We start from the raw sequence: 22026 nt of genomic DNA on the forward strand, positions 1-22026 counted from the left end.
CTTCATTCCTCTCTTTCTCCGCTCCTCCATTTTTCCACTCGGATATCAAAGTAATCCATGACCAGCTCGCAAAACATCATATTCGCCCAAGAAAACCATTCTCTTGTATACTGATTCGGATCATTCACATCAAAGCCTTCATGCATCAAATGTGTACCGCCATCTGTCGCAGTCAGAAGATCTAAAATACGCTCCTTCTCACTCTTATCTGAGGTTGTCATCCCCTCCATTGCCAGAGCAATCGGCCAGATATAGTTTTCCGGTGTATGCGAACTCCCAATTCCTTTAGCAAATTTTCCTTCATAAAAATAAGGATTTTCCTTGCTTAGCAACGTTCGACGAGTGTTTTGGTATTGTTCGTCATCCTCTGATATATAGCCAAGGTATGGAGCAGCAATCAGATTGGGAACATTACTATCATCCATTACTGTCGCGTTGCCCTTTCCATCGACCTCATAAGCAAAGATTTCTTTTCCTTCCTGATTTTTGGTCACTCCATGTTCAGAAATCCCCTTTTCAATCTCAAGTTTCAATGCCCCAGCTTCTTTAGCCAGTACAGGATCTTTGAGCACTGTCGTGAACAGCTCCTCCACATAACCAAGGATCACTACTGCAAACATATTGGACGGTACTAGATAGCCATATTTACATGCATCATCACTTGGCCTGAATCCCGACCATGTCATTCCAGTCGGTACAACCTCAGCACCTAAGCCTTCATTGATCAATGTATCCTCTGATCTTGTCGTATCTCGAACAAAATGGTATGGAGAACTGGCATGATCCTGTTCCGTACGAAAAACCGTTAGGATCTTCTTCACGCCTTCAACGAAATCCTCATTGAATTGATCTACAGAGCCTGTATTCTTGTAAAGTAAATAAGCTAGCTGTACCGGATAACACAGCGAATCAATTTCATATTTACGTTCCCAAATCCAGTCATTCATTGCTGTATGATCCGATTGATGTCCTGCGCCATTTGCTTCTTCATTAAAAGCGTTTGCATATGGATCGATATTGATGTAGTAAAATTGCTTCTTAACTAACCCGCTGATCATAGCAGCCAGCTCTTCATCCTCTTTGGCAATGACCAAATATGGTCGCACCTGTGCTGTTGAATCCCGCAGCCACATCGCCGGTATATCTCCAGTCAGCAAAAATGTCGTGCCGTCAGAATGTCTTTTCACTGTCGTCAAAAGTGTGTTGGCAAATGCTGCATTGAAGTTTTCCGCCCAATCACTATGTTCAGCACCACATTTTTCTGTAATAGTTTCCATAAACTTTTCTACTGAATTAGGTATGCTTTTATATACCATATTATCACCTATCCTTATTTTTGATATATCATTTTTTCACACTCAGTATATCCTTATTTTTTCTGATTGTCTAGCACTTAATTAAAAATTTAAAAGGGTTTTCATTTTTTTATTGATGTGTTATCATCAAAATATGATATATCAACTTAAGAGGTGTAATCGATTATGAAACAACCTTTATACAAAATAATTTATGAAGATCTTCGACAAATGATTGAATCCGGAAAGCTAGCTCCGGAGAGTAAAATACCTACTGAAATGGAACTTTCTGAAAAATATCAGGTTAGCCGTATCACGTCTAAACGTGCATTGACTGAACTGGAAAATGAAGGTTATATTTATCGTGAACAGGGTCGCGGCAGTTTCGTGAAAAATCGCCGCGTAGAAGACACACAAACTGGAAAGATTCTTTTTGTCTTGCCCTTTGCCAATGATCTGTCACTGGGAAATTTCACGGAAGGAATCTATCCTGTGATTCAGGAGCATTCTTATGAGCTATTGATGACTCCTTCCGACTATCTGGAACAGCAATCTTCACAGATGATCATGCAGGAATTTGATGGACTGATTTATTATGCGGTTACCACTGACGCGCAGTTAGACTTGCTTTTTGAGTTGTCTGCCCTTGACTTTCCTGTTGTCACATTGGATAAGAAGTTATACGACTTTACTTTCCCTGCTGTTCTGTCAGATAATTTTCAGGGCGGACAGCTGGCAACCAGCCATTTGATCAGCAATGGACACCAAAAAATTGGCTATATCTTTGGAGAAGCTCATCATCCGCAGTCTGTCAGACAACGGTATTTAGGCTATGTTGATTGTCTGAAAAAAAGCGATTTGACATTCCGAACTAAGCTGGACGATCCTGAAGCAACGCTCAAAACAGCGATTGCTTATATTCAGTCAAACCAACTGACAGCGGCAATTTGCGAAAATGATTTGGTGGCTATTGAGCTAATGCGGCAATTGAGGCACGATGGTTATCAGATTCCAACAGATTTTTCTGTGATCGGTTTTGATGATGTTCAAGCAGCTTCCTTAGTTGATCCGCCGCTGACGACTATTGCTCAGAATTTTGCGGAGTTGGGAAAATTGGCCGGTGAGAAAATCATTTCCCTGATCCAGCATACAGCGACTCCTGATGAAAAAGTTCCAGTAACGCTTGTTTTACGACAATCTACTACCAATGAATAAGGAGCTCAATTCGTCATGAAAATTTCAACTATTGACACAAGACATGGAACAGATAATCAATACAGCTTTTCTCACGGGAACTGCCTGCCGTATACCGGAGTTCCATTCGGTATGAACTTTTTTGCTCCCCAAACAACAAATCAAAAAGGCAGCTGGTGGTTCCATCCAAATGATCATACCTTCCAAGGCTTTCGCATCACCCATCAACCAAGCCCATGGATGGGTGATTTTAGTCACTTAGTTCTACTACCTATTAGCGGAGAGCTTAGTGAAAATACTCTTTTTCATGCTAAAAGCTCTTATCGGCCGGAAGAAAGCACCTTTAATCCAGCTTGTTTGGAAATCACCAGCTGTCGTTACCAAATCAAATCACAGCTGATTCCCAGTATGTACGGCGGACTTCTTTCTTTATCCGGTATTCAGAAAAACGGTGGTTTAGCATTATCTCTACCAGGACGCTATGAACTGAAACAATTAAATAAAAAAACAATTCTGGGGCAAATCATCAATTTTTCCGGCTGTGAAGATGAAAACTTCACCTTCCATTTTGCTTTATATGCAGAAGAAGGATTCACAGCTATTGAAGGAGCTGACAGCGGCGAGGATGGCTTTGTCATTCTACGACTTGGAGATTCCTCTGATCTGGAAATCCGCCTAGGTACCTCTTTTATCTCAGAAGAACAGGCACAGCTGAGCCTTACCAGAGAATTAAGTTTAAGTAAAAGCGATTACCTAAACAATGCGCAATCAGCCTGGGAAGAGTATCTGAATAAGATTGAGATCACCCATCATGACAAGCAGCAGGTTTCTACATTCTATCATTGTCTATATCGGACATTCCTGTTTCCGCAGACGTTCTATGAATGGAGTGAAGACAACCAGCCAATTCATTACGATACCTTCAACAAAGTGGTTCGTGAAGGTGTTTTCTACACTAATAACGGCTTCTGGGATACCTTCAGAACAGTTTATCCTCTTTATTCATTGATTGCCGCTGATAAATATGGGGAAATGCTGGAAGGCTTTTTAAACAGCTATAAAGAAACGGGCTTTCTACCAAAATGGCTTTCGCCAGATGAACGGGGCATGATGCCGGGAACCCTTATTGATGCAGTGATTGCAGATGCTGCGGTCAAAGGAATTCGTCCTGATTTGATGCCCGAGTTTCTAGAGGCAATGAAAAAAGCTGCAACAGATCAAAGTGATCATGCGAATTACGGTCGTCGCGGAACCTATGACTATTTGAAATATGGTTATGTACCAAGCACTTATCATGAATCAGTCAACCATACATTGGATTATTGTTATAGTGACTTCTGTATTTATCAAGTCGGATCAGTACTGAATGATAATGACGTTTCTGAGTATAAAGATCATGCAAAAAACTATGTTCATATTTTCGATAAAGAAACAGGTTTTATGCGGGCGAAAGATGCCGAAGGTAATTTCCGAGAGGAGTTCAATTCTCATCGCTGGGGAACTGATTATGCAGAAGGCAGTGCATGGCAAAGCAGCTATGCTGTCTATCATGATTTTGCCGGATTGATCGATGCTCACGGTGGAAAGGACAAGTATGAGAAAAAACTGATTGAACTATGTAATCAAAAACCTCTTTATCATACTGGTGGTTACGGCTTTGAAATCCATGAAATGAGTGAAATGGCAGCTATCGAATTCGGTCAAGTAGCCTTATCTAATCAGCCAAGCTTCCATTTTCCTTACTTGTTCAACTATCTAGGAAAACCGGAAATGGCTCAGCCAATGATCAAACAACTGATGACTCAATGTTTTGATGATACTCCACAGGGCTTTCCTGGAGATGAGGACAATGGCAGTATCTCCGGGTGGTTCATTTTCAGTTCACTCGGCTTTTATCCAGTGACTGCCGGAAGCGGTGAGTATGTGATTGGTATTCCATTGTTTGATAAAGCAGCACTCCATTTATCAAACGGAGAAACGTTAACAATTACCAGCTCGCCAAATCATGTACAACAGCAATTTGTTCATGAAGTGAAGCGAAACGACAATACCTATACATCACTGTTCTTCTCCCATGAAGAGCTGATACAAGGTGGTACAGTCAATTATCAATTGGGTATCGTTCCGAATCCTAGAAAGTATACAGAAGAAGAACTGCCGTTTAGTCTTAAATAAGTAAAAACCTCCGTCAAGATGGATTCTGACGGAGGTTTTTGTATATTGGATCATTACCAAAAATATTTAAATATTTCTTCTCTAATTGTGAATCTCTAAATCTGTCAAATGACTTAAGCTATCCAAGTTAGTAATAGGTGTACTATAAACTCGTAGTTCTTTTAAATTTACTAACCCAGCTAAAGGAGAAATATCTTCAAAACTGTTACTACTCAAATCAAGATATTTAAGATTTATTAACCCAGCTACAGGTAAAATATCTTCTAAGTCATTACCATTTAGGTTAAGGTACTCTAAATTAGTTAATTGTTCCAACCCCTGTAGATTATTAAGATATGGATTGTAAGGCAACTCTAAGTGTGTCAATTTTTTTAGATTTTTAAGCCAAGCTAGATTTTGTAAATCACCAGAACCATGAATCGTTACATGCTCTAAATTCGTCAAATTACTAAGTAAATCAAAATCGATAACCCAACTATTATCATCTCCTGGTCTACTTCCATGGAAGTTTCCTAGATATAATGTTGTTAATCCTGTTAAATATTCAATACCAGTTAAGTTACGTACCAAATTTTTGTCTATCAAGCTAAGATTAGTAAGTTCAGCAAGATCATCTTTTGTTACCATAGTATTCCCATTCTCATATCTATTTAGCATCATAATCATATAACGCACAAACTCTGTATCGGAAAAGATGTCGCTTAATTCTTGTGCCACATTCACTTGATAGCGGCCAAGCTCCTCGCCATCTTCTGTTAATACAGCAACCTTCACATCATCTTTAAAAGTCAGAGAAAGACGCTCTGTTGCCAAAGAAAAACCGCCATTCTCATCTATTACTACTTCACTTGCACGGCGACGATTCACATATAATCGTGCTGTTTTTGCTTTTGCCAATCCATTACCAGTAATCGTTCCAGTAACTGTATTATCAATTCCACTAGCAAACGTATTAATTGCAGCGCTTAAGTCAACAGCGTTAACAGGGATAACGATTCGAGCAAGCTCCTTACCAAATAATGAACCAACAATCTCTACATGATCCTCAAGCTCAATGATATCGCCGGATTCCACAGGGATTGTATAAGAACCGTCATTATTGACTGCAACAGAACGCATCAAATCACCATTGACCAACAAACTAACTAAGCCCATATTATTGCCTGCAACACCACGTATTTCATTATCAAATAGTGTATACTCTTCAGCACTCAAAAGAATATTTTCCTGTTCAATAGATACTGTCTGTCGCTCTAGCTCATTATTACGTCTATCCATACCGACAATCTCCACATCATCATTGATAGAGGTGATGACATCACTTGCTTCAATCTCAAAGCTGCCATCTGAATAGACAACACCATTACGAGCAAAGCTGCCATTTACATAAAGAGCTACTTTTTTTATAGTGCTATCACTTAATCCAGTGATGTAGTCATCAATTCCCAATCGATAGGAATCAGGTGTAAGTAAGGAATAGCTTTGATTCAGAAGTGAACGAGGTACTAGCAACTGTTCCTCAGAAATACCTGCTTCAGCAAAGGTTGTCAATGGCGCTACAGCCATAGACAAGCATAATGTAGAAAACAATAGACCAACCAATCTTTTTTTCATTTTTTTCTCTCCTTTAAAATATTATTTCAAGCATTATGATACCACATAAGTGGTCAGGTTTCCATTTCATTTTTTATCAGATCAATGACGTTTTTTGATAAAAAAATAAGTAATACTATATTAAGTTTGTTTCTCCAGTTTAGCCAAGTAAACACTCGTATAAGTTTGCAGCATGCCTTTTATCCTTTCTACCTAACTATTTTTTCTCCTTTGACATTTCATACTATAATAAAGTTAAAATCATTTGACTTATATAATCCTCTACAGATTCAGCAGATAATACCAGTATTCTTCCACTTTTTCAAATCAACTGAAACTCCTGTTACCCATTGTAAACTTTTAGATTTTTTATTATCAAGCAGATTCAATCTATCACTATTGTAAGATTGTAGTGTTCCGCTAGTTTTTCCCCCACTTTAGTGCTATTCTTCGTTCAAGGAGGGATTTTTATGAGCGAGAATAAAATAGAAAAGATGATGAATCAATTAACTGTTGCTTATTCAGATGAAGGTGTAAAAAGAGTGTCCGAGCTTCAAGATATTGTTTTTGAAGCAGCAAAAGATTTAGAAAAAAGCCAGAACACAAAATTAGTTGCCTCCAAATTTTGCAACACACTCCCGCAATACTATCTCTCTTATAAAGATCAGTTCCCTAAGGCACTTATTACTCTGTATTACCAATTAAAACAAGATGCGGAAATCTACAAAGGCACAGCAACTAGTGCTATTATGTTCCCATTGTGGTTTGGTTAATACTATTAAAGATAATGAGTATATCTCACTGCTTTTTAACATACACAGAACTAATCAAGAGGGACTAAAAATCGCACATTTAACATACTTTACATTTAATCAATTCAACTCTACAATAGCAGCTAAGAGGCTTTGTGTTTCCCAGCCTCTCAATAGTGAAATAAGGAGGTACTATTATGGAATTCTACGTTAACGTACAACATGCTAAAGGGGAATACGGTGTCGTATTCCCTATAATCCCTCGCATTGGTGATTATATTCAAATCAACGAGCTAGAAGGTGATTACCTTGTCACTGAAGTTTGCATTTTTCCTATAAATTCTGATAAAACCGCAGATGCCGTAGTCAAAGTAACGGATAGAGATTTAGCTTCCTAAAAGGGAAGCTATTTTAATATACGCAGTATTACAATAACCTTATCAATTTATAGACATGTCACGAAAAAATAAAAGAAGGAAGTCCTGATCAGACTAAGTTCCCTATAATTTTTTTAGCTTTAACTCCTTTTATTCAACTTAAAAACAAAAAAAGACCCCAGTTAGGAGGTCTTAAAACTATTCTATTTTTAACTATTAGATTTTATTTAATGGGATATACACTGTTCCAGTTAATTCGAAGTCTTTTCCATTTTCCTTATACTCACATTTCCAAGTAAAATCGATGCTGCGTTCACCCCAATCACCAGGATGTAATTCCCATCTCAAGACGTTGTCATCAACTGAAAATCCATTATTTGTGGATGTGTATGTTACTGTACCACCCTTGAGGACCCCATAATTATTTATAAGAATTGGAGATATCAACGAAAATTCGGTTGACGCTTTATCCATTGTTTGTGTCGGATAATCTCCTCCACCATAATATCTTAAATATTCCAGATTATCATTGCTTATCCACAACCCATCTGAAAAATCGTTGAAGCTATCATTGGTATCATATATTTTTAAGCGCTCTAAATTTTCTAGATTAGCAATACTTTCTAACTCTCTTTCATCTTTTACGAAGGCAGCGTTTATGGTAATTTCTTTCAGGTGCTCCATACCGTATTTTCCGGTGTAATTATTTCTTCCTTCATAAATCGGAGATAAATCTACTGTATCTGACTCACTCCCAATAATCTTCGTCACAGTTTCAGGCAGGTATTGTAATCCTTCAATACTTTTCCCCACTTCCCATGAAAAACTGTCTCCTTTAAATTCTTGAATTTGACTTGCTGTTGGTAATTGATTGACTATTTCCAAACCACTTTCTTGCTCTAAATTTCTCACTAAAATATATCTTAGATTTTCGTCAGAAAAATAGACATATGGATCATTAGCTGCTGCGCCTCCTCTAATGCTCATTCCCCCAAAAAGAACTGCCCCAAGCAGCATTGCTCCACCAATAATTTTCAATTGTTTTTTCATTTAAAACACTTCCTTTATCAGATTATTGTGTTTCATAAAATATTATACAGGATTTTTTGATATATATAAATATAATTATACGAAAAATACATTACTAAAAATGTTTTAATCAGAAACATCGATGAGGAGCTTGTACATAAAATCATTGAAAACATGTACACATAATCATATATTTTTATCTCAAATAATGGAACTCCATTATCGCTTCATAGCCTAAATGCTCTTCTCCATAGAATTGAGAAAGAATTGGATTTTGAGAAAAAGCCCACTTCTCATATATTTCGGCATAGCCATGTATCGCTTCTATCTGAGCTTAATGTTCCTTTGAAAGCAATAATGGATCGAGTCGACCATTCCGATGTAAACACAGCCCCTTCCTTGTCCCTTTTCGCTAAAAAGAGCTAGAAAACAAAAAAAGAACCTTGAATTAACAAGGTTCTTTCGTCTTTTCTAGTCTGTTACATCATGCCGCCCATACCCATTGATGGGTCCATTGCAGGGGCTGCTGCTCCTGCTGGTTCTGGTTTATCTGCAACAACTGCTTCAGTTGTCAGCAATAATGCTGCGACAGAAGCTGCGTTTTGCAGTGCAGAACGAGTTACTTTTGTTGGGTCAACGATTCCAGCTTCCACCATGTTTACCCATTCGCCATTAGCGGCATTGAATCCTGTTCCCAATTCGATGTTTTTCAGTTTATCAACAATCACAGAGCCTTCATATCCAGCATTTTCTGCGATTTGACGAATTGGTTCTTCCAGTGCACGAATAACGATTTTCACACCTGTTTCCACGTCACCTTCAGCTTCAACTTCTGAAACTTTTCCAATCACGTTTACCAGTGCAGTACCGCCACCGGATACCATACCTTCTTCAACAGCCGCACGAGTGGCATTCAATGCATCTTCAATACGCAGTTTCAATTCTTTCAATTCTGTTTCTGTTGCCGCACCAACTTTAACTACTGCAACCCCACCAGCTAATTTAGCTAGGCGTTCTTGTAGTTTTTCACGGTCAAAATCAGATGTTGTGTCAGCAATTTGGTTTTTGATCAATTGAACACGCGCATCAATTGTTTCTTTGCTTCCAGCACCTTCAACGATTGTTGTATTGTCTTTATCAACAACGACTTTGCTTGCATTTCCAAGGTTTTCAATTGTTGTATCCTTCAATTCAAGGCCTAAATCTTCCGTAATCACTGTACCACCAGTTAATGTAGCGATATCTTCAAGCATTGCTTTACGACGATCGCCGAAACCAGGTGCTTTTACGGCAACAACGTTGAATGTTCCGCGGATTTTGTTCAACACTAATGTTGGTAATGCTTCTCCATCTACATCATCAGCGATGATCAATAGCGGACGTGATTGCTGCAGGATTTGTTCCAATAATGGAAGGATGTCCTGAATATTTGAGATTTTCTTGTCAGTGATCAGGATATATGGATTTTCTAAAACAGCTTCCATTTTATCGTTGTCTGTCACCATGTATTGAGAAAGGTAGCCGCGGTCAAACTGCATTCCTTCAACAACATCCAGCTCTGTTTCGATTCCTTTTGATTCTTCAATCGTGATAACACCGTCGTTGCCGACTTTTTCCATTGCATCCGCAATCAGCTGACCAACTTTTTCAGAGCCGGAAGAAACAGCTGCAACCTGTGCAATCGCTTCTTTAGAATCCACAACTGTTGAAATGTTGTGCAGTTCTTCTACTGCAGTTTTTGTTGCTAATTCAATCCCACGACGAATGCCTAAAGGATTTGCTCCGGCAGTTACGTTTTTCAGACCTTCACGAACAATTGCCTGTGTTAAGACAGTTGCTGTAGTTGTTCCGTCACCAGCGATATCATTTGTTTTAGAAGCAACTTCTGAAACAAGTTTTGCTCCCATATTTTCAAAATGATCTTCTAATTCGATTTCTTTCGCGATTGTTACACCATCATTTGTGATCAGTGGTGAACCATAAGATTTTTCCAAAACAACGTTACGTCCTTTTGGTCCTAAGGTTACTTTGACTGTATCAGCTAAAATATCTACACCGCGAAGCATTGCTGCACGCGCATCTTCTGCAAATTTAATTTCTTTTGCCATGATTATTTTCCCACCTTATCTTTGATTTTAATTATTGAATACTATGAAATATCGAGATTTACTCGACAATTGCAATGATATCTTTTCCAGAAACGATCAAATACTCTTTTCCTTCATATTTGACTTCTGTTCCTGAATATTTTTCAAACATAACAGTATCGCCTTCTTTAACTTCTGCAGGAACTTTTGTACCGTTATCAAGAACACGGCCTTCTCCCACTGCGATGACTGTTCCGTTTTGCGGTTTTTCTTTTGCAGCTGAAGCTAGAACAATGCCTCCTACTGTTTTTTCTTCTTCTTGAGCGACTTCAAGAATCACGCGATCGCCTAATGGTTTTAACACAATAAATCCCTCCATAATAAAAATAGTTTTTAATATTAGCACTCTTATATCGAGAGTGCTAACTCACACTATTTATAATACTCATTTCTTATTTGCATTGCAAGTCTTTTGTATGGAAAAAAATTTTTTCTTTATACTCTTACTTCTAAGCATCGTTCTGTTACGTTCTTTTAACTGCTTCATGGTAAAATAAAATCAGTAAACTCTTTTTTGTAATCAATAGCATAAGGCTTAAAGTATCAATACTATAGTAAATTTTGTCGTCATCCTTCATATAAATAAATCGTCTTACTTAAATCATCCCTTTCGGTTTAAGCGTTTCTAAAAAAAAAGAGAGGAGGAAGTGCAATGAAAAATCGACTGTCTCAAACTTTAGGGCTAACTTTCCTATACCTATTTGTCGCAAACATTGGAAATTTCTTTTTTGGAGTAGATAAGAAATTTACATGGACAACAACTATATGGGAAGCACTCTTTTTCGGCGTTTTTATTTTTCTGCTTTTAGGATACCGAAAAAAATAATCCTGCCTATATAATGATAACTTCTTATGAATAGAGTCTTTTACACGATTTATATACAGAAGTTGTTTTCTCTATGCTATACTTTTAAGTAATTGTCAAAATTGAAAGGGGCGTCTTCATGTCTGCAAAAAAGACAAGTATCTCGATTGTATTACTTTATTTGGCAGTATATCTGTCACCACTACTGGTCTCATCTTTTTCTCAACAGGTGGTCATCACAGCCTCAACCATCGCTTATATCCTTGGCGCTGTACTAATGATCATTCTTTATTTCAGAGACAAGCAACCAACATTAGTTGAAAAAGAAGGTAAACTTTCCTCTCCGGTTTTCATTCTTCTACTTGGTATCAGCGGTATCTTGATTGCCATATTTTTACAAGCAATAATTATGGGTATTCAAACAGCGATCACGAATACTGAACCAAGCTCAGAAAATACGGAGAGCATTATCTCCATAATTGTCGATAATAAATTATTCATTCTAGCTACAGTAATCGGCGGACCGATCATGGAAGAATTTGTATTCAGACGTTCATTGACGGATTTGTTTACCTTTGAAAAAACAGGTTTCTGGCCAGCTGCGTTGATCAGTTCAGCACTATTTTCAATTATTCACTTTGACGGAAACTTTTTTGTCTACTTTTTCCTTGGATTATTCTTTTCGATCCTTTATAAGCTGACTGGGAAAATCTGGACATCAGTCATCAGTCATTGCGGAATGAATACACTGGTCGTTGTCGTCCAGCTGATTGTTCATTATGGTATTGTTGAAATACCGAAATAGAAAAGACTAGTAGAAATAGACTATATAAAACGGCTGAAGCAATTTGCTTCAGCCGTTTTCGCTTTCTTTAGTTCTCTTTTTCCTCAGTCTCAACAAGACCATCGTTGTGAAGGAAATAAATCAATGTCTGCAGTTCATTCGTCAAATCCACATTCTGGATCAATACATCTGACGGAGCTGCTAGACGAGCGATCGTAAAGTTCAAAATCCCTTTGATCCCAGCTTCTGCCAATTGATTCACAATGTCCTGTGCTTTTCTGGCAGGTAAAGTCAAAATCGCCACCTCGATCTGCTGGATCTTGATCTGCTCCAACATGTCATCAATTGGATAGACTGGTACACCATCTACGATCCTGCCTACTATCTCTTCATTGATATCAAAGGCACAGCTCACACGAATACTGTTGCTTTGATGGAACTTATACTTCAATAATGCGCTTCCTAAATTACCAACACCTATTAAAGCGACGTTAGTCAGCTCATCATCATTCAAAGTTTTTCCAAAAAAGTTCATCAGGTTCTCAACATCGTAACCATAACCACGTTTTCCAAGCTCACCAAAATACGAGAAATCCCGACGGATCGTCGCACTATCTACTTGAACAGCTTCACTCAATTCCGTTGAGGAAACTTTACTTTTACCTGCATCGTATAAAATACGTAAATACCTATAATATAAAGGAAGCCGCCGAGCAGTGGCTTTTGGTATCGTTTGTTCTTTCACATTCATACCTCCAACTATTCTATATCTCCATCTCTAATAATAGCAGTTCTACAAGAGAAAAAGCAACGTTACTGCTCATAAAATCAGTTTTATTTCCAAAATGAAACATATTCTCAGACTGTATCATTTTACAGACCTGAATTTTTCTATATTTTATGCTAAACTGAGAAGGATCAAGATGAAATGAGGATATAATTATGATTTTACTACAGGCAAATCAAATCGCCCGCTATTTCGGGGCTGAGACTTTGTTTGAAAACATACAAATGGAAATTGCCGACAACAGCAGAATTGCACTGGTCGGTCGAAATGGAGCTGGAAAATCAACGCTCCTAAAAATCATTGCAGGCATCGATCCAACAGATGCCGGAACAATCGCAAAAAGTAAAACAGCTACCCTTGGCTATTTGGCTCAGGACACTGGACTAGCATCTGATAAGAATGTCTGGGATGAAATGCTTCAAGCCTTCTCCTCGCTTATTGCGATGGAAAACCGAATGCGGGAATTGGAACAGCTGATCAGTCAGGCTGATCCTGAAGCAATGGAGTATCCAAATTTGATGAAGGAATATGATCGACTGCAGCAGGAATTCGCTGATAATAACGGCTATGGTATGGAAAATGAAATTCGTTCTGTCTTGCATGGTTTTGGCTTTGATGAAAGCTTTTATGATCGCCCAATCAACGCCCTGTCCGGTGGACAAAAAACACGACTGGCACTTGCACGTATGCTGTTGCAAAAACCAGATATTTTAATTCTGGATGAGCCTACCAATCACTTGGATATCGAAACACTTTCTTGGCTGGAAGGCTATTTGCCTAATTACTCCGGTGCTCTGCTGATTGTTTCTCATGATCGTTACTTCCTGGATAAGGTAGTGACAGAGATTTACGAGCTAAGCAGAAGAAAAATGCATTATTACAAAGGAAATTACTCTAAATACCTGAAGCTCAAAGCAGAACAGCTGGCGAGTGAATGGAAGGCCTTTGAAAAACAGCAAACGGAGATCCAAAAGCTGGAAGACTTCGTTGCTCGTAACCTTGTACGTGCTTCTACAACTAAACGCGCACAAAGTCGTAGAAAAACATTAGAAAAAATGGATCGGCTGGATCGACCACAAGGAGATGAAAAGTCTGCTAATTTTCTTTTTGGTATTGAAAAGACATCAGGAAATGTTGTCTTGCAATTAGAGGACGGTGCCATTGGCTATGATGAAACGGTCCTTTCCTCTCCAATCAATATGGATATTCGTCGGCAGGAAGCAATTGCTTTAGTCGGACCCAACGGAATCGGCAAATCAACACTGCTGAAGTCGATCATTGGTAAGCTTCCTTTTATTGAAGGCTCTATTTCATTGGGGACAAATGTATCGATTGGTTATTACGATCAGGAACAGGCGAATCTTCATGGAAATAAAACGGTGCTTGCTGAACTATGGGACGAGCATCCGACGATTCCTGAAAAGGATATCCGCAATGTACTAGGCAGCTTTCTCTTTAGCGGTAATGATGTTGAAAAAACGATTCCTCTGTTGAGTGGCGGCGAAAAGGCCCGTGTTGCATTAGCCAAACTATCTATGGATAAAGAAAATTTTCTGATTCTTGATGAGCCCACGAACCACCTTGATATTGACAACAAGGAAGTATTGGAAAATGCTCTGATCGATTACGAAGGTACGCTGCTCTTTGTTTCCCATGACCGTTACTTTATCAATCGAATCGCAACAAAGGTCATTGAGCTTTCTGAAAACGGCAGTAAACTCTATCTAGGCGATTATGACTATTACCTAGAGAAGAAAAAAGAAGAAGAAGAATTGGCTGCACTGGCAGCAGCAGATCAACAACAAGAACAAACGGCTGTCACTACTAAAAATGATTTTTACCTGAATAAGGAAGCCCAAAAGCTTCTGCGGAATCTAAAAAGAAAGATTACTCAAATCGAAGAGAATCTTGCAGTGCTGGATGAACGTATCGATGAGCTGGAAGCAGAAATGAGTCGCCCTGAAATGGTAGAAGATCACGTTCAGCTGATGGCACTGAATAAAGAACTGGAAGAAAAACGAGCAGAACAAGAAGAGCAGTTGAATGAGTGGGAAGAGCTGAGTCTTGAACTGGAAGAAATGGAAGCTTGATTCAATAACAATACGAATCGAAAATTAGAGATTTGGACATGATCGTTTGTCCAAATCTTTTTTTATAGCCTATATGCAATATTTTGCATTTATAACAAAACGAACTTGCAAAATAATGCAAATCATGTTAACTTATTTCTGAGGAGGAATGTCTATGTTGATTGAAGAACGATTAGAGCGCATTATGAAAATCCTTGAAGATGACCAGCGTGCAACAATCGATGAATTGGTTGAAGCAATACAGGTATCAAAGGATACCATTCGAAGAGATTTGATTCGTCTGGAGCAGCAGAACTTGGTGCGTCGTATCCACGGCGGGGTTATCTCTACAAAAAAAGAAGCAGTTATTTTCGATTATAATGAACGTTCACATATGTCAAACGCAGTGAAACAGATGATTGGACAGCAGGCAGCTGAGCTTATCGAAGAGAGCTCATCGATACTCTTTGATTCATCAACAACTGTGGAAGCTGCAATTCAGCCCTTACAAAGTAAGAAAATCACTGCTATCACTAACTCACTGACACACGCAGCACTGCTGGCAAAAAATGATAAAGCAGGAGTCAGCCTTCTTCCCGGTAATCTACACAAGGAGCAGCTTTTCCTGTCAGGTGCTGAAACAGTAATCGGCATCCAACAATATATAACAGATTACACCTTACTGGGCGTCTTTGCCCTTTCGTCAGACGGCGTATTTATCCATACGCAAGAAGAAGGTCTAGCCAAAAGACAGATGGTCAAGCAAGGAAAAACAGTGATTGCTTTAGCTGATCATACAAAGCTGGATAAAATTGGCTTTTTTAAAGTTTGTTCTCTAGCAGAAATCGATATACTCATCACTGATAAAGCACCTGAGGATACATTACTGAAAGCATTGGAATCAAATAATATAAGGCTGATCGTAACAGATCAATCAAAGGAGAACGCACACCATGACTGAAAAAACTATTACATTAGGAAACGTTAAAAGTCCAACTATTTTCCCTGAAGTTTCACCTACATTACTAACTGATGAGACTATGACAAGCCGAAAAGAGAAGCTATTGAAAGTTATGGCTAATGAAAATTTTGATTTGTTGATCATCTATGCGGATAAAGAACATGGCGGTAATTTTGAATATTTAACTGGATTTATTCCTCGTTTTGAAGAAGGATTACTGTTGGTAGAGCGTTCAGGAGGCTGCACACTGATTTTAGGAAATGAAAATTTGAAAATGGCTAAATTTTCTCGAATCCCGGCCGAGTTGAAGCACTCTCCTCTCTTCTCTTTACCAAACCAGCCAATGGATAACGAACAGCCGCTCGAAGAGCTTTTTAAAGATTTAGACGTTGATAAAAAGAATAAAATAGGTTTGGTTGGTTGGAAAATGTTTACACCTAAAAATAGTGTTCCTTCTCAATATTTTGATCTTCCTTATTTCATCGTTGAAGCAATCAAAAATACGGTATCCGATCAAACTCAGCTAGTTAACAGCGCTCATTTATTTATTGATGGCGAGACTGGTATTCGAAGCACCAACAATGCAAATGAGATCGCTCATTATGAATATGGTGCAAATCTATCCTCTTCCTGTATACTGCAGACCATGGACACAGTTGAGATTGGTGTCAGCGAAATAGCCTTAGGAAATCTATTGACTGCTCAAGGACAACCGAACACGGTGGTAACAATTGCTGCAGCTGGTCAACGCTTTGAAAAGGCTAATATTTACCCCACAGGTAAACAGACAACATTAGGAGACTCTTTATCTCTGACAACTGCCTTCAAGGGTGGGCTTTCCAGTCGTACCGGTTTTGTGATCGAATCAGAAGCACAGCTGCCGTCAAATCAACAAGATTATTTGGATAGATTGGCTAAACCTTATTTTAATACTGTCGTCTATTGGCTGGAAAACATCCAGATAGGAGCTGTCGGTGGAGAATTTTACCATCAAATCGAAGACGTTTTCCCTAAAGAAAGGTATCATTGGCACCTGAATCCCGGACACTTGGTTGCTGACGAAGAATGGATGTCATCGCCCATCTATCCTGAGTCAAGACAAACGTTGAAAAGCGGGATGCTGTTACAGATTGATATCATTCCTTCTGTTGCAGGCTATACCGGTGTCAGCGCAGAAGAGTGTGTTGCCTTAGCCGATGAACAGTTACAAAGGGACATTCAACAACAGTATCCTGAGTTGTGGAAACGAATCAGTTTGCGACGGGCATATTTAGAAGAGGAAATCGGTATCCATTTAAGCAAGGATGTTCTGCCCTTATCCAACACCGTTGCCTATCTACGTCCATTTTTCTTAGCAAAAGATCTCGCTTTGCATGTGGAAAAAATAAAATAAAACGAAGCAGTAAGAACAACCACTATTCTTTGTGGTCTTTCTTACTGCTTCGTTTTTTTGTAGAGCCTCTCTATCCATTAAGTAATCCTGGTAGCTCTAACAAGCACTCTTCCAGTTTTTGAAGCAGCTGTTTTCCTTCTTCTGCCAGCTCTTGTTTTGAAGAAACAGTCAACACGATTCGATCATCAAGTATCCCATAATACAGACCGAACCCATCTTCCTCTACCGGACAAAAACCGAAGGCCTCCAATAAGTCACTTGGAATCCCTGTTGTTGAAATAAAGTTGCGTGTGAGTTTTTTTACAGGCTCTGACTCAAAAAAGTAACTTGCTTCAACTTTCTCACCAACCATTTTCTGTAGACCAAATAAATGACGCTCAACCCCTAGCCCGCTTTGACACTTGAAAATTCGCTCAGAGTGGGCAGAAACTCCCTGTAAGAATAGCTCCGCCAGTATATCTCTTTCCAGTAATTCTTCTGTGTTCAGATAGGCTTCTGCAAAACCCTTCTTCTCCTTACTCAGCGAGCGGGCACACTCTGTTCTGCCTTCATAAAAGCTGCGCATTGCCACAGGCTCATAAACTGATTCCAAACGACCAAAAACAGCCATTTGCGCTACTGCCAAAGCCATATGGAAATAAGCATCCGGACTTACTTTCAATTCTTTGATACGATTTTTTCCAATACTCTCTATCAATCGATGGTGGATTCGATATGTCTGAGCTTCTTCCTCCACCCTCACGCGACATTCCTCTAAAGCTGTCAGCAGCTCAGGGGTAAACTGCCAGGAAAGTCTTTTTGCCAGCGTTGTCGATCCTTCTCTCCTATTGATTGGTTTCTGATCCTTGATCGCATCAAATGCCTTTGTCAATATATTCATGGTTGGTACACCATCAACTGCCGTATGCTCTACATTAAACCCAATCGATCCACTTCTTGTAATGATTGCCTGCAATGTTTTGGTAAAAATCTGATCCTGTCCATCCAACAGCATCGTTGCTATCCGTTCTTCAATAGATCCATCCTTACCATCTGTAAAGCTCAAGACAAAAAGAGCATTTTCAATCAAATCGCAATTTTGGCTATTATGTCCAACAGCCTTCAATTGTTGATAAACGGCATATGCAGTCTTTCTTTCGACACCTGTCATATACGCCAGATTTTCTTCTCCCTTTTGAGCAATATGTTTTTCCGTCAGGATATGCTCAATTGTTTCAATAATTTTCTCCGGTGAATATTGTTTTCCTGTTGAATCAATGACCTCTAACTGATAATAATTACCCTTATTCACTACAATCATATGTCTATTCGCTATGCTGCTTTTAAAAAAGAAATCCCTATTCTCTCCCGGATTTCTACAGCTGCCAAAAAGGTTCCCATAATAGGACATATCTATGTTTTTCTGCTTATTCGTATATTCTAACGGGTACGTTCCTTCAGCTAAAGCAAGGTAGATCTTCGTCAACTGATAAATCAGCTGTGTCGCCTTTTCGGCATGAGAAGCGAGATGTTCGTGCAGTTCATTTCTGATCGTCAAGCCAAAATTCGTCTCACTCTGAACACAGCCGCAACCACTCAAATAGCTTTCCTGCCAAAAGCCAGCCAACCAACTTCCCTCTGTTTCCTGCTCATGACGCTGAAGATCCTCTTGAAGCTTCTTTCCTTCCTCTGCTTCAAAACGCTCAGTAAGCTGTTGGAACTCCACCAACTCAGAGGCTGTCAGAAATGGCTCTACCCACTCTATAACCTCACTCATTGTATGTGTCAATTCCGGTATTGGCAGTTTATCCAATAACGGCAATAAATCCTCTTTGTATTGTTTCATTTAACAACCTCCATTTTTGTAACCGTTTACCCGATAGTTTATTATACCTGATTCATCGTGATTAAAATAGAACTCCTTCAAAAATAAAAACCACCCTCTACCCACGAATCCTCGTGAGCAGAAGGCAGTCGTCTATTTTTCTCTTGTATCGATCACAATTGTTACTGGTCCGTCATTTGTCAGTGTAACGTCCATGTCACCGCCAAATTCACCGGTTTCAACAGCGATTCCAGCTTCTCGAAGCTGTTGATTGAACGCTTCATATAACGGAATTGCCTGTTCAGGTCTTGCTGCTGAAATAAAGCTGGGACGATTTCCCTTTTTGGTATCCGCATATAACGTAAACTGTGAGATACTCAATATTTTCCCGTCGGCAGATTGAATATCTTCATTCATCTTTCCTTCGGAGTCTTCAAAAACACGCAGCTTACTGATTTTTCGTACCAAATACGCCACATCTTCCAATGTATCTTCTGTATGGATTCCCAGTAAGATCATAAAGCCTGAGTCGATCTGCCCGATCATTTCCCCATCGATTTCGACCTTTGCATGAGAAACACGTTGAATCACAGCCTTCATGTTTTCCTCCTAGCCATTTGTACGTCGAACACTATGAACATCCGGTACATTTTTGATTTTATCGACAATCGTCTTCAAATGAGACAGATTCTGAATTTTTACAGTAATATGGATCACAGCCATTTTATCCTTAGTCGGCTTCGCTTCCACACTTACAAGGTTCTTGGTCATAGTGCTGACAGCCAACAACACATCATTCAGCAGTCCGCTGCGATTGTACCCATAAATTTCCAGATCAGCATCATACTCTTGTTTAATATTATTAGTGTCTTCCCACTCTACCTCAATCATTCGCTCTGCAAGCTCTTCTTGGTGCTGCACATTCGGACAATCCGCTCGGTGAATAGAAACACCGCGACCTTTCGTGATATACCCGACGATTTTATCTCCCGGCACCGGATTACAACAGCGGCTTAAGCGAACCAAAAGGTTATCGATCCCTTGGATGACGATCCCGCCTTCATGGCGAACTTTGACCTTTTCGGATTCCTTTTTGACAGGCTGGCTCATCAATTCTTCCGCTTCTTGCTTCTGACGTTCCAACTCCTGTTCTTTTCGTTCTTTCTCAGTCAAGCGATTTGAAACAACTTGTGCGCTGATTTCTCCATATCCTACAGCAGCATATAGATCATCCTCTGTCTGATAGTTGAAGCGTTCAATTGCTTCAGCGATTTTTGACTTGCTTAAAAATTCCTTTGGTGTAAAACCATGCTCAGTTAAAAACTTACTGATGGCATCATGCCCCTTGATAATATTAACTTCTCTATCTTGGACCTTAAAGAAACGTTTGATTTTGTTTCTGGCTTTGCTTGTTTTTACCATCTTCAGCCAGTCACGACTTGGTCCAAAGGAATTTGGAGACGTCAGAACCTCGATGATATCTCCATTTTTCAACGTATAATCCAACTGGACCATTTTCCCATTGACCTTGGCACCTGTCGTTTTATTTCCAATTTCCGTATGCACGCTGTAGGCAAAATCAAGTGGTCCTGATCCCTTCGGCAACTCGGTCACATCGCCTGTTGGTGTAAACACATATACTTTATCACTAAAAATATCGCCTTTGACACTCTCCATAAAGTCTGAAGCATCGAAGCTTTCATCCTGAAGCTCCAAAATTTCGTGGAACCAGCTCAGTTGTCTACTGTCTTCATCCTCTTCAACCTTATCTGTCTTACCTTCTTTATACGCCCAATGCGCAGCAACCCCGAATTCAGCGATTTGATGCATCTCATGTGTTCTGATCTGCACTTCTACAGGGTTTCCTTTTGGTCCAATGACCGTAGTATGGATCGATTGGTACATGTTGGCTTTCGGCATGGCAATATAATCCTTGAAGCGTCCGGGCATTGGTGTCCATTTCGTGTGGATCGCACCTAACACCGCATAACAATCCTTGATTGAATCAACGATCACTCGAATCGCAAGCAAATCATAAATCTCTGTAAACTGCTTTTTCTGATCCTTCATTTTCCGATAGATCGAATAAATATGTTTGGGTCTGCCGTATATTTCTGCATAGATTTCCAGATCTTCGGTAGCCTTTTTGATATCACCTACCGCTTCTGTGATGTATTCTTCCCGCTCTTCTCTTTTCGTCTGCATCAAATGGACGATTCGATAGTATTGCTTCGGGTTGATATAGCGTAATGCTGTATCCTCCAGTTCCCATTTGATTCTGCTCATCCCTAAGCGATGAGCAAGCGGTGCATAGATTTCCAAAGTTTCCTGTGCAATTCGACGCTGCTTGTCATCACGCAGATGCTTCAACGTACGCATATTGTGGAGTCTATCAGCTAGCTTCACCATGATGACACGTAAATCCTGGGCCATTGCCAGCAGCATCTTCCGGTGATTCTCAGCTAACTGTTCTTCATGAGATTTATACTTGATTTTCCCAAGCTTTGTTACTCCATCGACCAGCATGGCAACATCTTCACCGAAATCATTTTTCAGATCTTCTAAGGTCACTTCTGTATCTTCTACAACATCATGAAGAAATCCAGTCGCTACCGTATGAGGGTCCATATGAAGCTCTGCAAGGATACCCGCTACTTGGATTGGATGGATGATGTACGGCTCTCCTGATTTTCTGACTTGTCCCTCATGCGCTCTTTCAGCATATTTATAGGCCTTTGCAACAAAAGCCGTATGTTCCTTCGACATATACTTCGATACGATCCCGATGACTTCAGGACCCGTTAAAATATCTTCCTTTGGCAAAATTCTCACTCCTTTATAACTGGGGAGGAATCAGGTCA

19 protein-coding genes are annotated in these 22026 nt (G+C 39.4%); 10 read left to right on the top strand and 9 right to left on the bottom strand.

Going from position 1 to position 22026, the window contains the following annotated elements; all coding sequences use genetic code 11:
• Positions 1 to 2: 2 nt before the first annotated feature.
• Positions 3 to 1316: a glycoside hydrolase family 125 protein gene (locus I6N96_RS02775; protein WP_209555968.1), complete on the bottom strand. Its 1314-nt coding sequence runs from the start codon at positions 1314 to 1316 to the stop codon at positions 3 to 5.
• Positions 1317 to 1481: 165 nt separating this feature from the next.
• Here I6N96_RS02775 and I6N96_RS02780 point away from each other — a divergent pair, with 165 nt between their 5' ends.
• Together I6N96_RS02780 and I6N96_RS02785 are read left to right on the top strand one after the other, a co-directional pair.
• Positions 1482 to 2510, top strand: coding sequence for a GntR family transcriptional regulator (locus I6N96_RS02780; protein WP_209555969.1), 1029 nt, complete (start codon positions 1482 to 1484; stop codon positions 2508 to 2510).
• A gap of 15 nt (positions 2511 to 2525) precedes the next feature.
• A complete protein-coding gene (locus tag I6N96_RS02785) occupies positions 2526 to 4664 on the top strand; it encodes a GH92 family glycosyl hydrolase (protein WP_209555970.1) in 2139 nt (712 codons plus the stop codon).
• Positions 4665 to 4745: 81 nt separating this feature from the next.
• Here I6N96_RS02785 and I6N96_RS02790 read toward each other — a convergent pair whose 3' ends face one another.
• On the bottom strand, positions 4746 to 6278 hold the full coding sequence (locus I6N96_RS02790) for an immunoglobulin-like domain-containing protein (RefSeq protein ID WP_209555971.1): 1533 nt from the start codon (positions 6276 to 6278) through the stop codon (positions 4746 to 4748).
• 449 nt (positions 6279 to 6727) lie between these two features.
• Between I6N96_RS02790 and I6N96_RS02795 the strand changes: the two genes are divergently transcribed.
• Together I6N96_RS02795 and I6N96_RS02800 are read left to right on the top strand one after the other, a co-directional pair.
• On the top strand, positions 6728 to 7030 hold the full coding sequence (locus I6N96_RS02795; protein WP_209555972.1) for a bacteriocin immunity protein: 303 nt from the start codon (positions 6728 to 6730) through the stop codon (positions 7028 to 7030).
• Positions 7031 to 7206: 176 nt separating this feature from the next.
• Positions 7207 to 7407 carry a hypothetical protein gene (locus tag I6N96_RS02800; RefSeq protein WP_209555973.1) on the top strand — a complete coding sequence of 67 codons (201 nt, stop codon included), beginning with the start codon at positions 7207 to 7209 and terminating at the stop codon, positions 7405 to 7407.
• 195 nt (positions 7408 to 7602) lie between these two features.
• Here I6N96_RS02800 and I6N96_RS02805 read toward each other — a convergent pair whose 3' ends face one another.
• Positions 7603 to 8436 carry a hypothetical protein gene (locus I6N96_RS02805; RefSeq protein WP_209555974.1) on the bottom strand — a complete coding sequence of 278 codons (834 nt, stop codon included), beginning with the start codon at positions 8434 to 8436 and terminating at the stop codon, positions 7603 to 7605.
• Positions 8437 to 8613: 177 nt separating this feature from the next.
• Here I6N96_RS02805 and I6N96_RS02810 point away from each other — a divergent pair, with 177 nt between their 5' ends.
• Positions 8614 to 8841: a tyrosine-type recombinase/integrase gene (locus I6N96_RS02810; RefSeq protein ID WP_347339060.1), complete on the top strand. Its 228-nt coding sequence runs from the start codon at positions 8614 to 8616 to the stop codon at positions 8839 to 8841.
• 53 nt (positions 8842 to 8894) lie between these two features.
• On the opposite strand, the gene groL is transcribed toward I6N96_RS02810, so the two are convergent.
• Together groL and groES are read right to left on the bottom strand one after the other, a co-directional pair.
• Complete coding sequence (gene groL / locus I6N96_RS02815; protein ID WP_209555975.1) at positions 8895 to 10523, bottom strand: chaperonin GroEL; 1629 nt, start codon at positions 10521 to 10523, stop codon at positions 8895 to 8897.
• Between the two features lie 58 nt (positions 10524 to 10581).
• Complete coding sequence (gene groES, locus I6N96_RS02820) at positions 10582 to 10866, bottom strand: co-chaperone GroES (RefSeq protein WP_209555976.1); 285 nt, start codon at positions 10864 to 10866, stop codon at positions 10582 to 10584.
• A 348-nt stretch (positions 10867 to 11214) separates the two neighbouring features.
• On the opposite strand from groES, the gene I6N96_RS02825 reads away from it, so the two are divergent.
• Both I6N96_RS02825 and I6N96_RS02830 read left to right on the top strand, forming a co-directional pair.
• Positions 11215 to 11388 carry a hypothetical protein gene (locus I6N96_RS02825; RefSeq protein ID WP_209555977.1) on the top strand — a complete coding sequence of 58 codons (174 nt, stop codon included), beginning with the start codon at positions 11215 to 11217 and terminating at the stop codon, positions 11386 to 11388.
• A 118-nt stretch (positions 11389 to 11506) separates the two neighbouring features.
• Entirely contained in the window at positions 11507 to 12172 is a 666-nt protein-coding gene (locus I6N96_RS02830; protein WP_209555978.1) for a CPBP family intramembrane glutamic endopeptidase, read from the top strand.
• A 67-nt stretch (positions 12173 to 12239) separates the two neighbouring features.
• Here I6N96_RS02830 and I6N96_RS02835 read toward each other — a convergent pair whose 3' ends face one another.
• Complete coding sequence (locus I6N96_RS02835) at positions 12240 to 12896, bottom strand: redox-sensing transcriptional repressor Rex (protein WP_209555979.1); 657 nt, start codon at positions 12894 to 12896, stop codon at positions 12240 to 12242.
• 197 nt (positions 12897 to 13093) lie between these two features.
• Here I6N96_RS02835 and I6N96_RS02840 point away from each other — a divergent pair, with 197 nt between their 5' ends.
• From I6N96_RS02840 to I6N96_RS02850, 3 genes are all read left to right on the top strand, one after another.
• Positions 13094 to 15028: an ABC-F family ATP-binding cassette domain-containing protein gene (locus I6N96_RS02840; RefSeq protein ID WP_209555980.1), complete on the top strand. Its 1935-nt coding sequence runs from the start codon at positions 13094 to 13096 to the stop codon at positions 15026 to 15028.
• Between the two features lie 154 nt (positions 15029 to 15182).
• Positions 15183 to 15968 (top strand): DeoR/GlpR family DNA-binding transcription regulator, encoded by a 786-nt coding sequence (locus I6N96_RS02845; RefSeq protein WP_209555981.1) that lies wholly within the window; start codon positions 15183 to 15185, stop codon positions 15966 to 15968.
• Positions 15961 to 17361, top strand: a complete 1401-nt coding sequence (locus I6N96_RS02850) for a M24 family metallopeptidase (RefSeq protein ID WP_209555982.1) — start codon at positions 15961 to 15963, stop codon at positions 17359 to 17361. The genes I6N96_RS02845 and I6N96_RS02850 overlap by 8 nt, the downstream gene beginning before the upstream one ends.
• Before the next feature lie 70 nt (positions 17362 to 17431).
• Here the strand turns inward: I6N96_RS02850 and I6N96_RS02855 are convergent, their stop codons facing one another.
• From I6N96_RS02855 to I6N96_RS02865, 3 genes are all read right to left on the bottom strand, one after another.
• On the bottom strand, positions 17432 to 19186 hold the full coding sequence (locus I6N96_RS02855; protein ID WP_209555983.1) for a choline/carnitine O-acyltransferase: 1755 nt from the start codon (positions 19184 to 19186) through the stop codon (positions 17432 to 17434).
• A 132-nt stretch (positions 19187 to 19318) separates the two neighbouring features.
• On the bottom strand, positions 19319 to 19765 hold the full coding sequence (gene dtd, locus I6N96_RS02860; RefSeq protein WP_209555984.1) for a D-aminoacyl-tRNA deacylase: 447 nt from the start codon (positions 19763 to 19765) through the stop codon (positions 19319 to 19321).
• A gap of 9 nt (positions 19766 to 19774) precedes the next feature.
• Complete coding sequence (locus tag I6N96_RS02865) at positions 19775 to 21988, bottom strand: RelA/SpoT family protein (protein ID WP_209555985.1); 2214 nt, start codon at positions 21986 to 21988, stop codon at positions 19775 to 19777.
• Positions 21989 to 22026: the final 38 nt, after the last annotated feature.

The organism is Enterococcus larvae (assembly GCF_017830045.1).
In the GTDB taxonomy this organism is placed as follows: domain Bacteria; phylum Bacillota; class Bacilli; order Lactobacillales; family Enterococcaceae; genus Enterococcus_L; species Enterococcus_L larvae.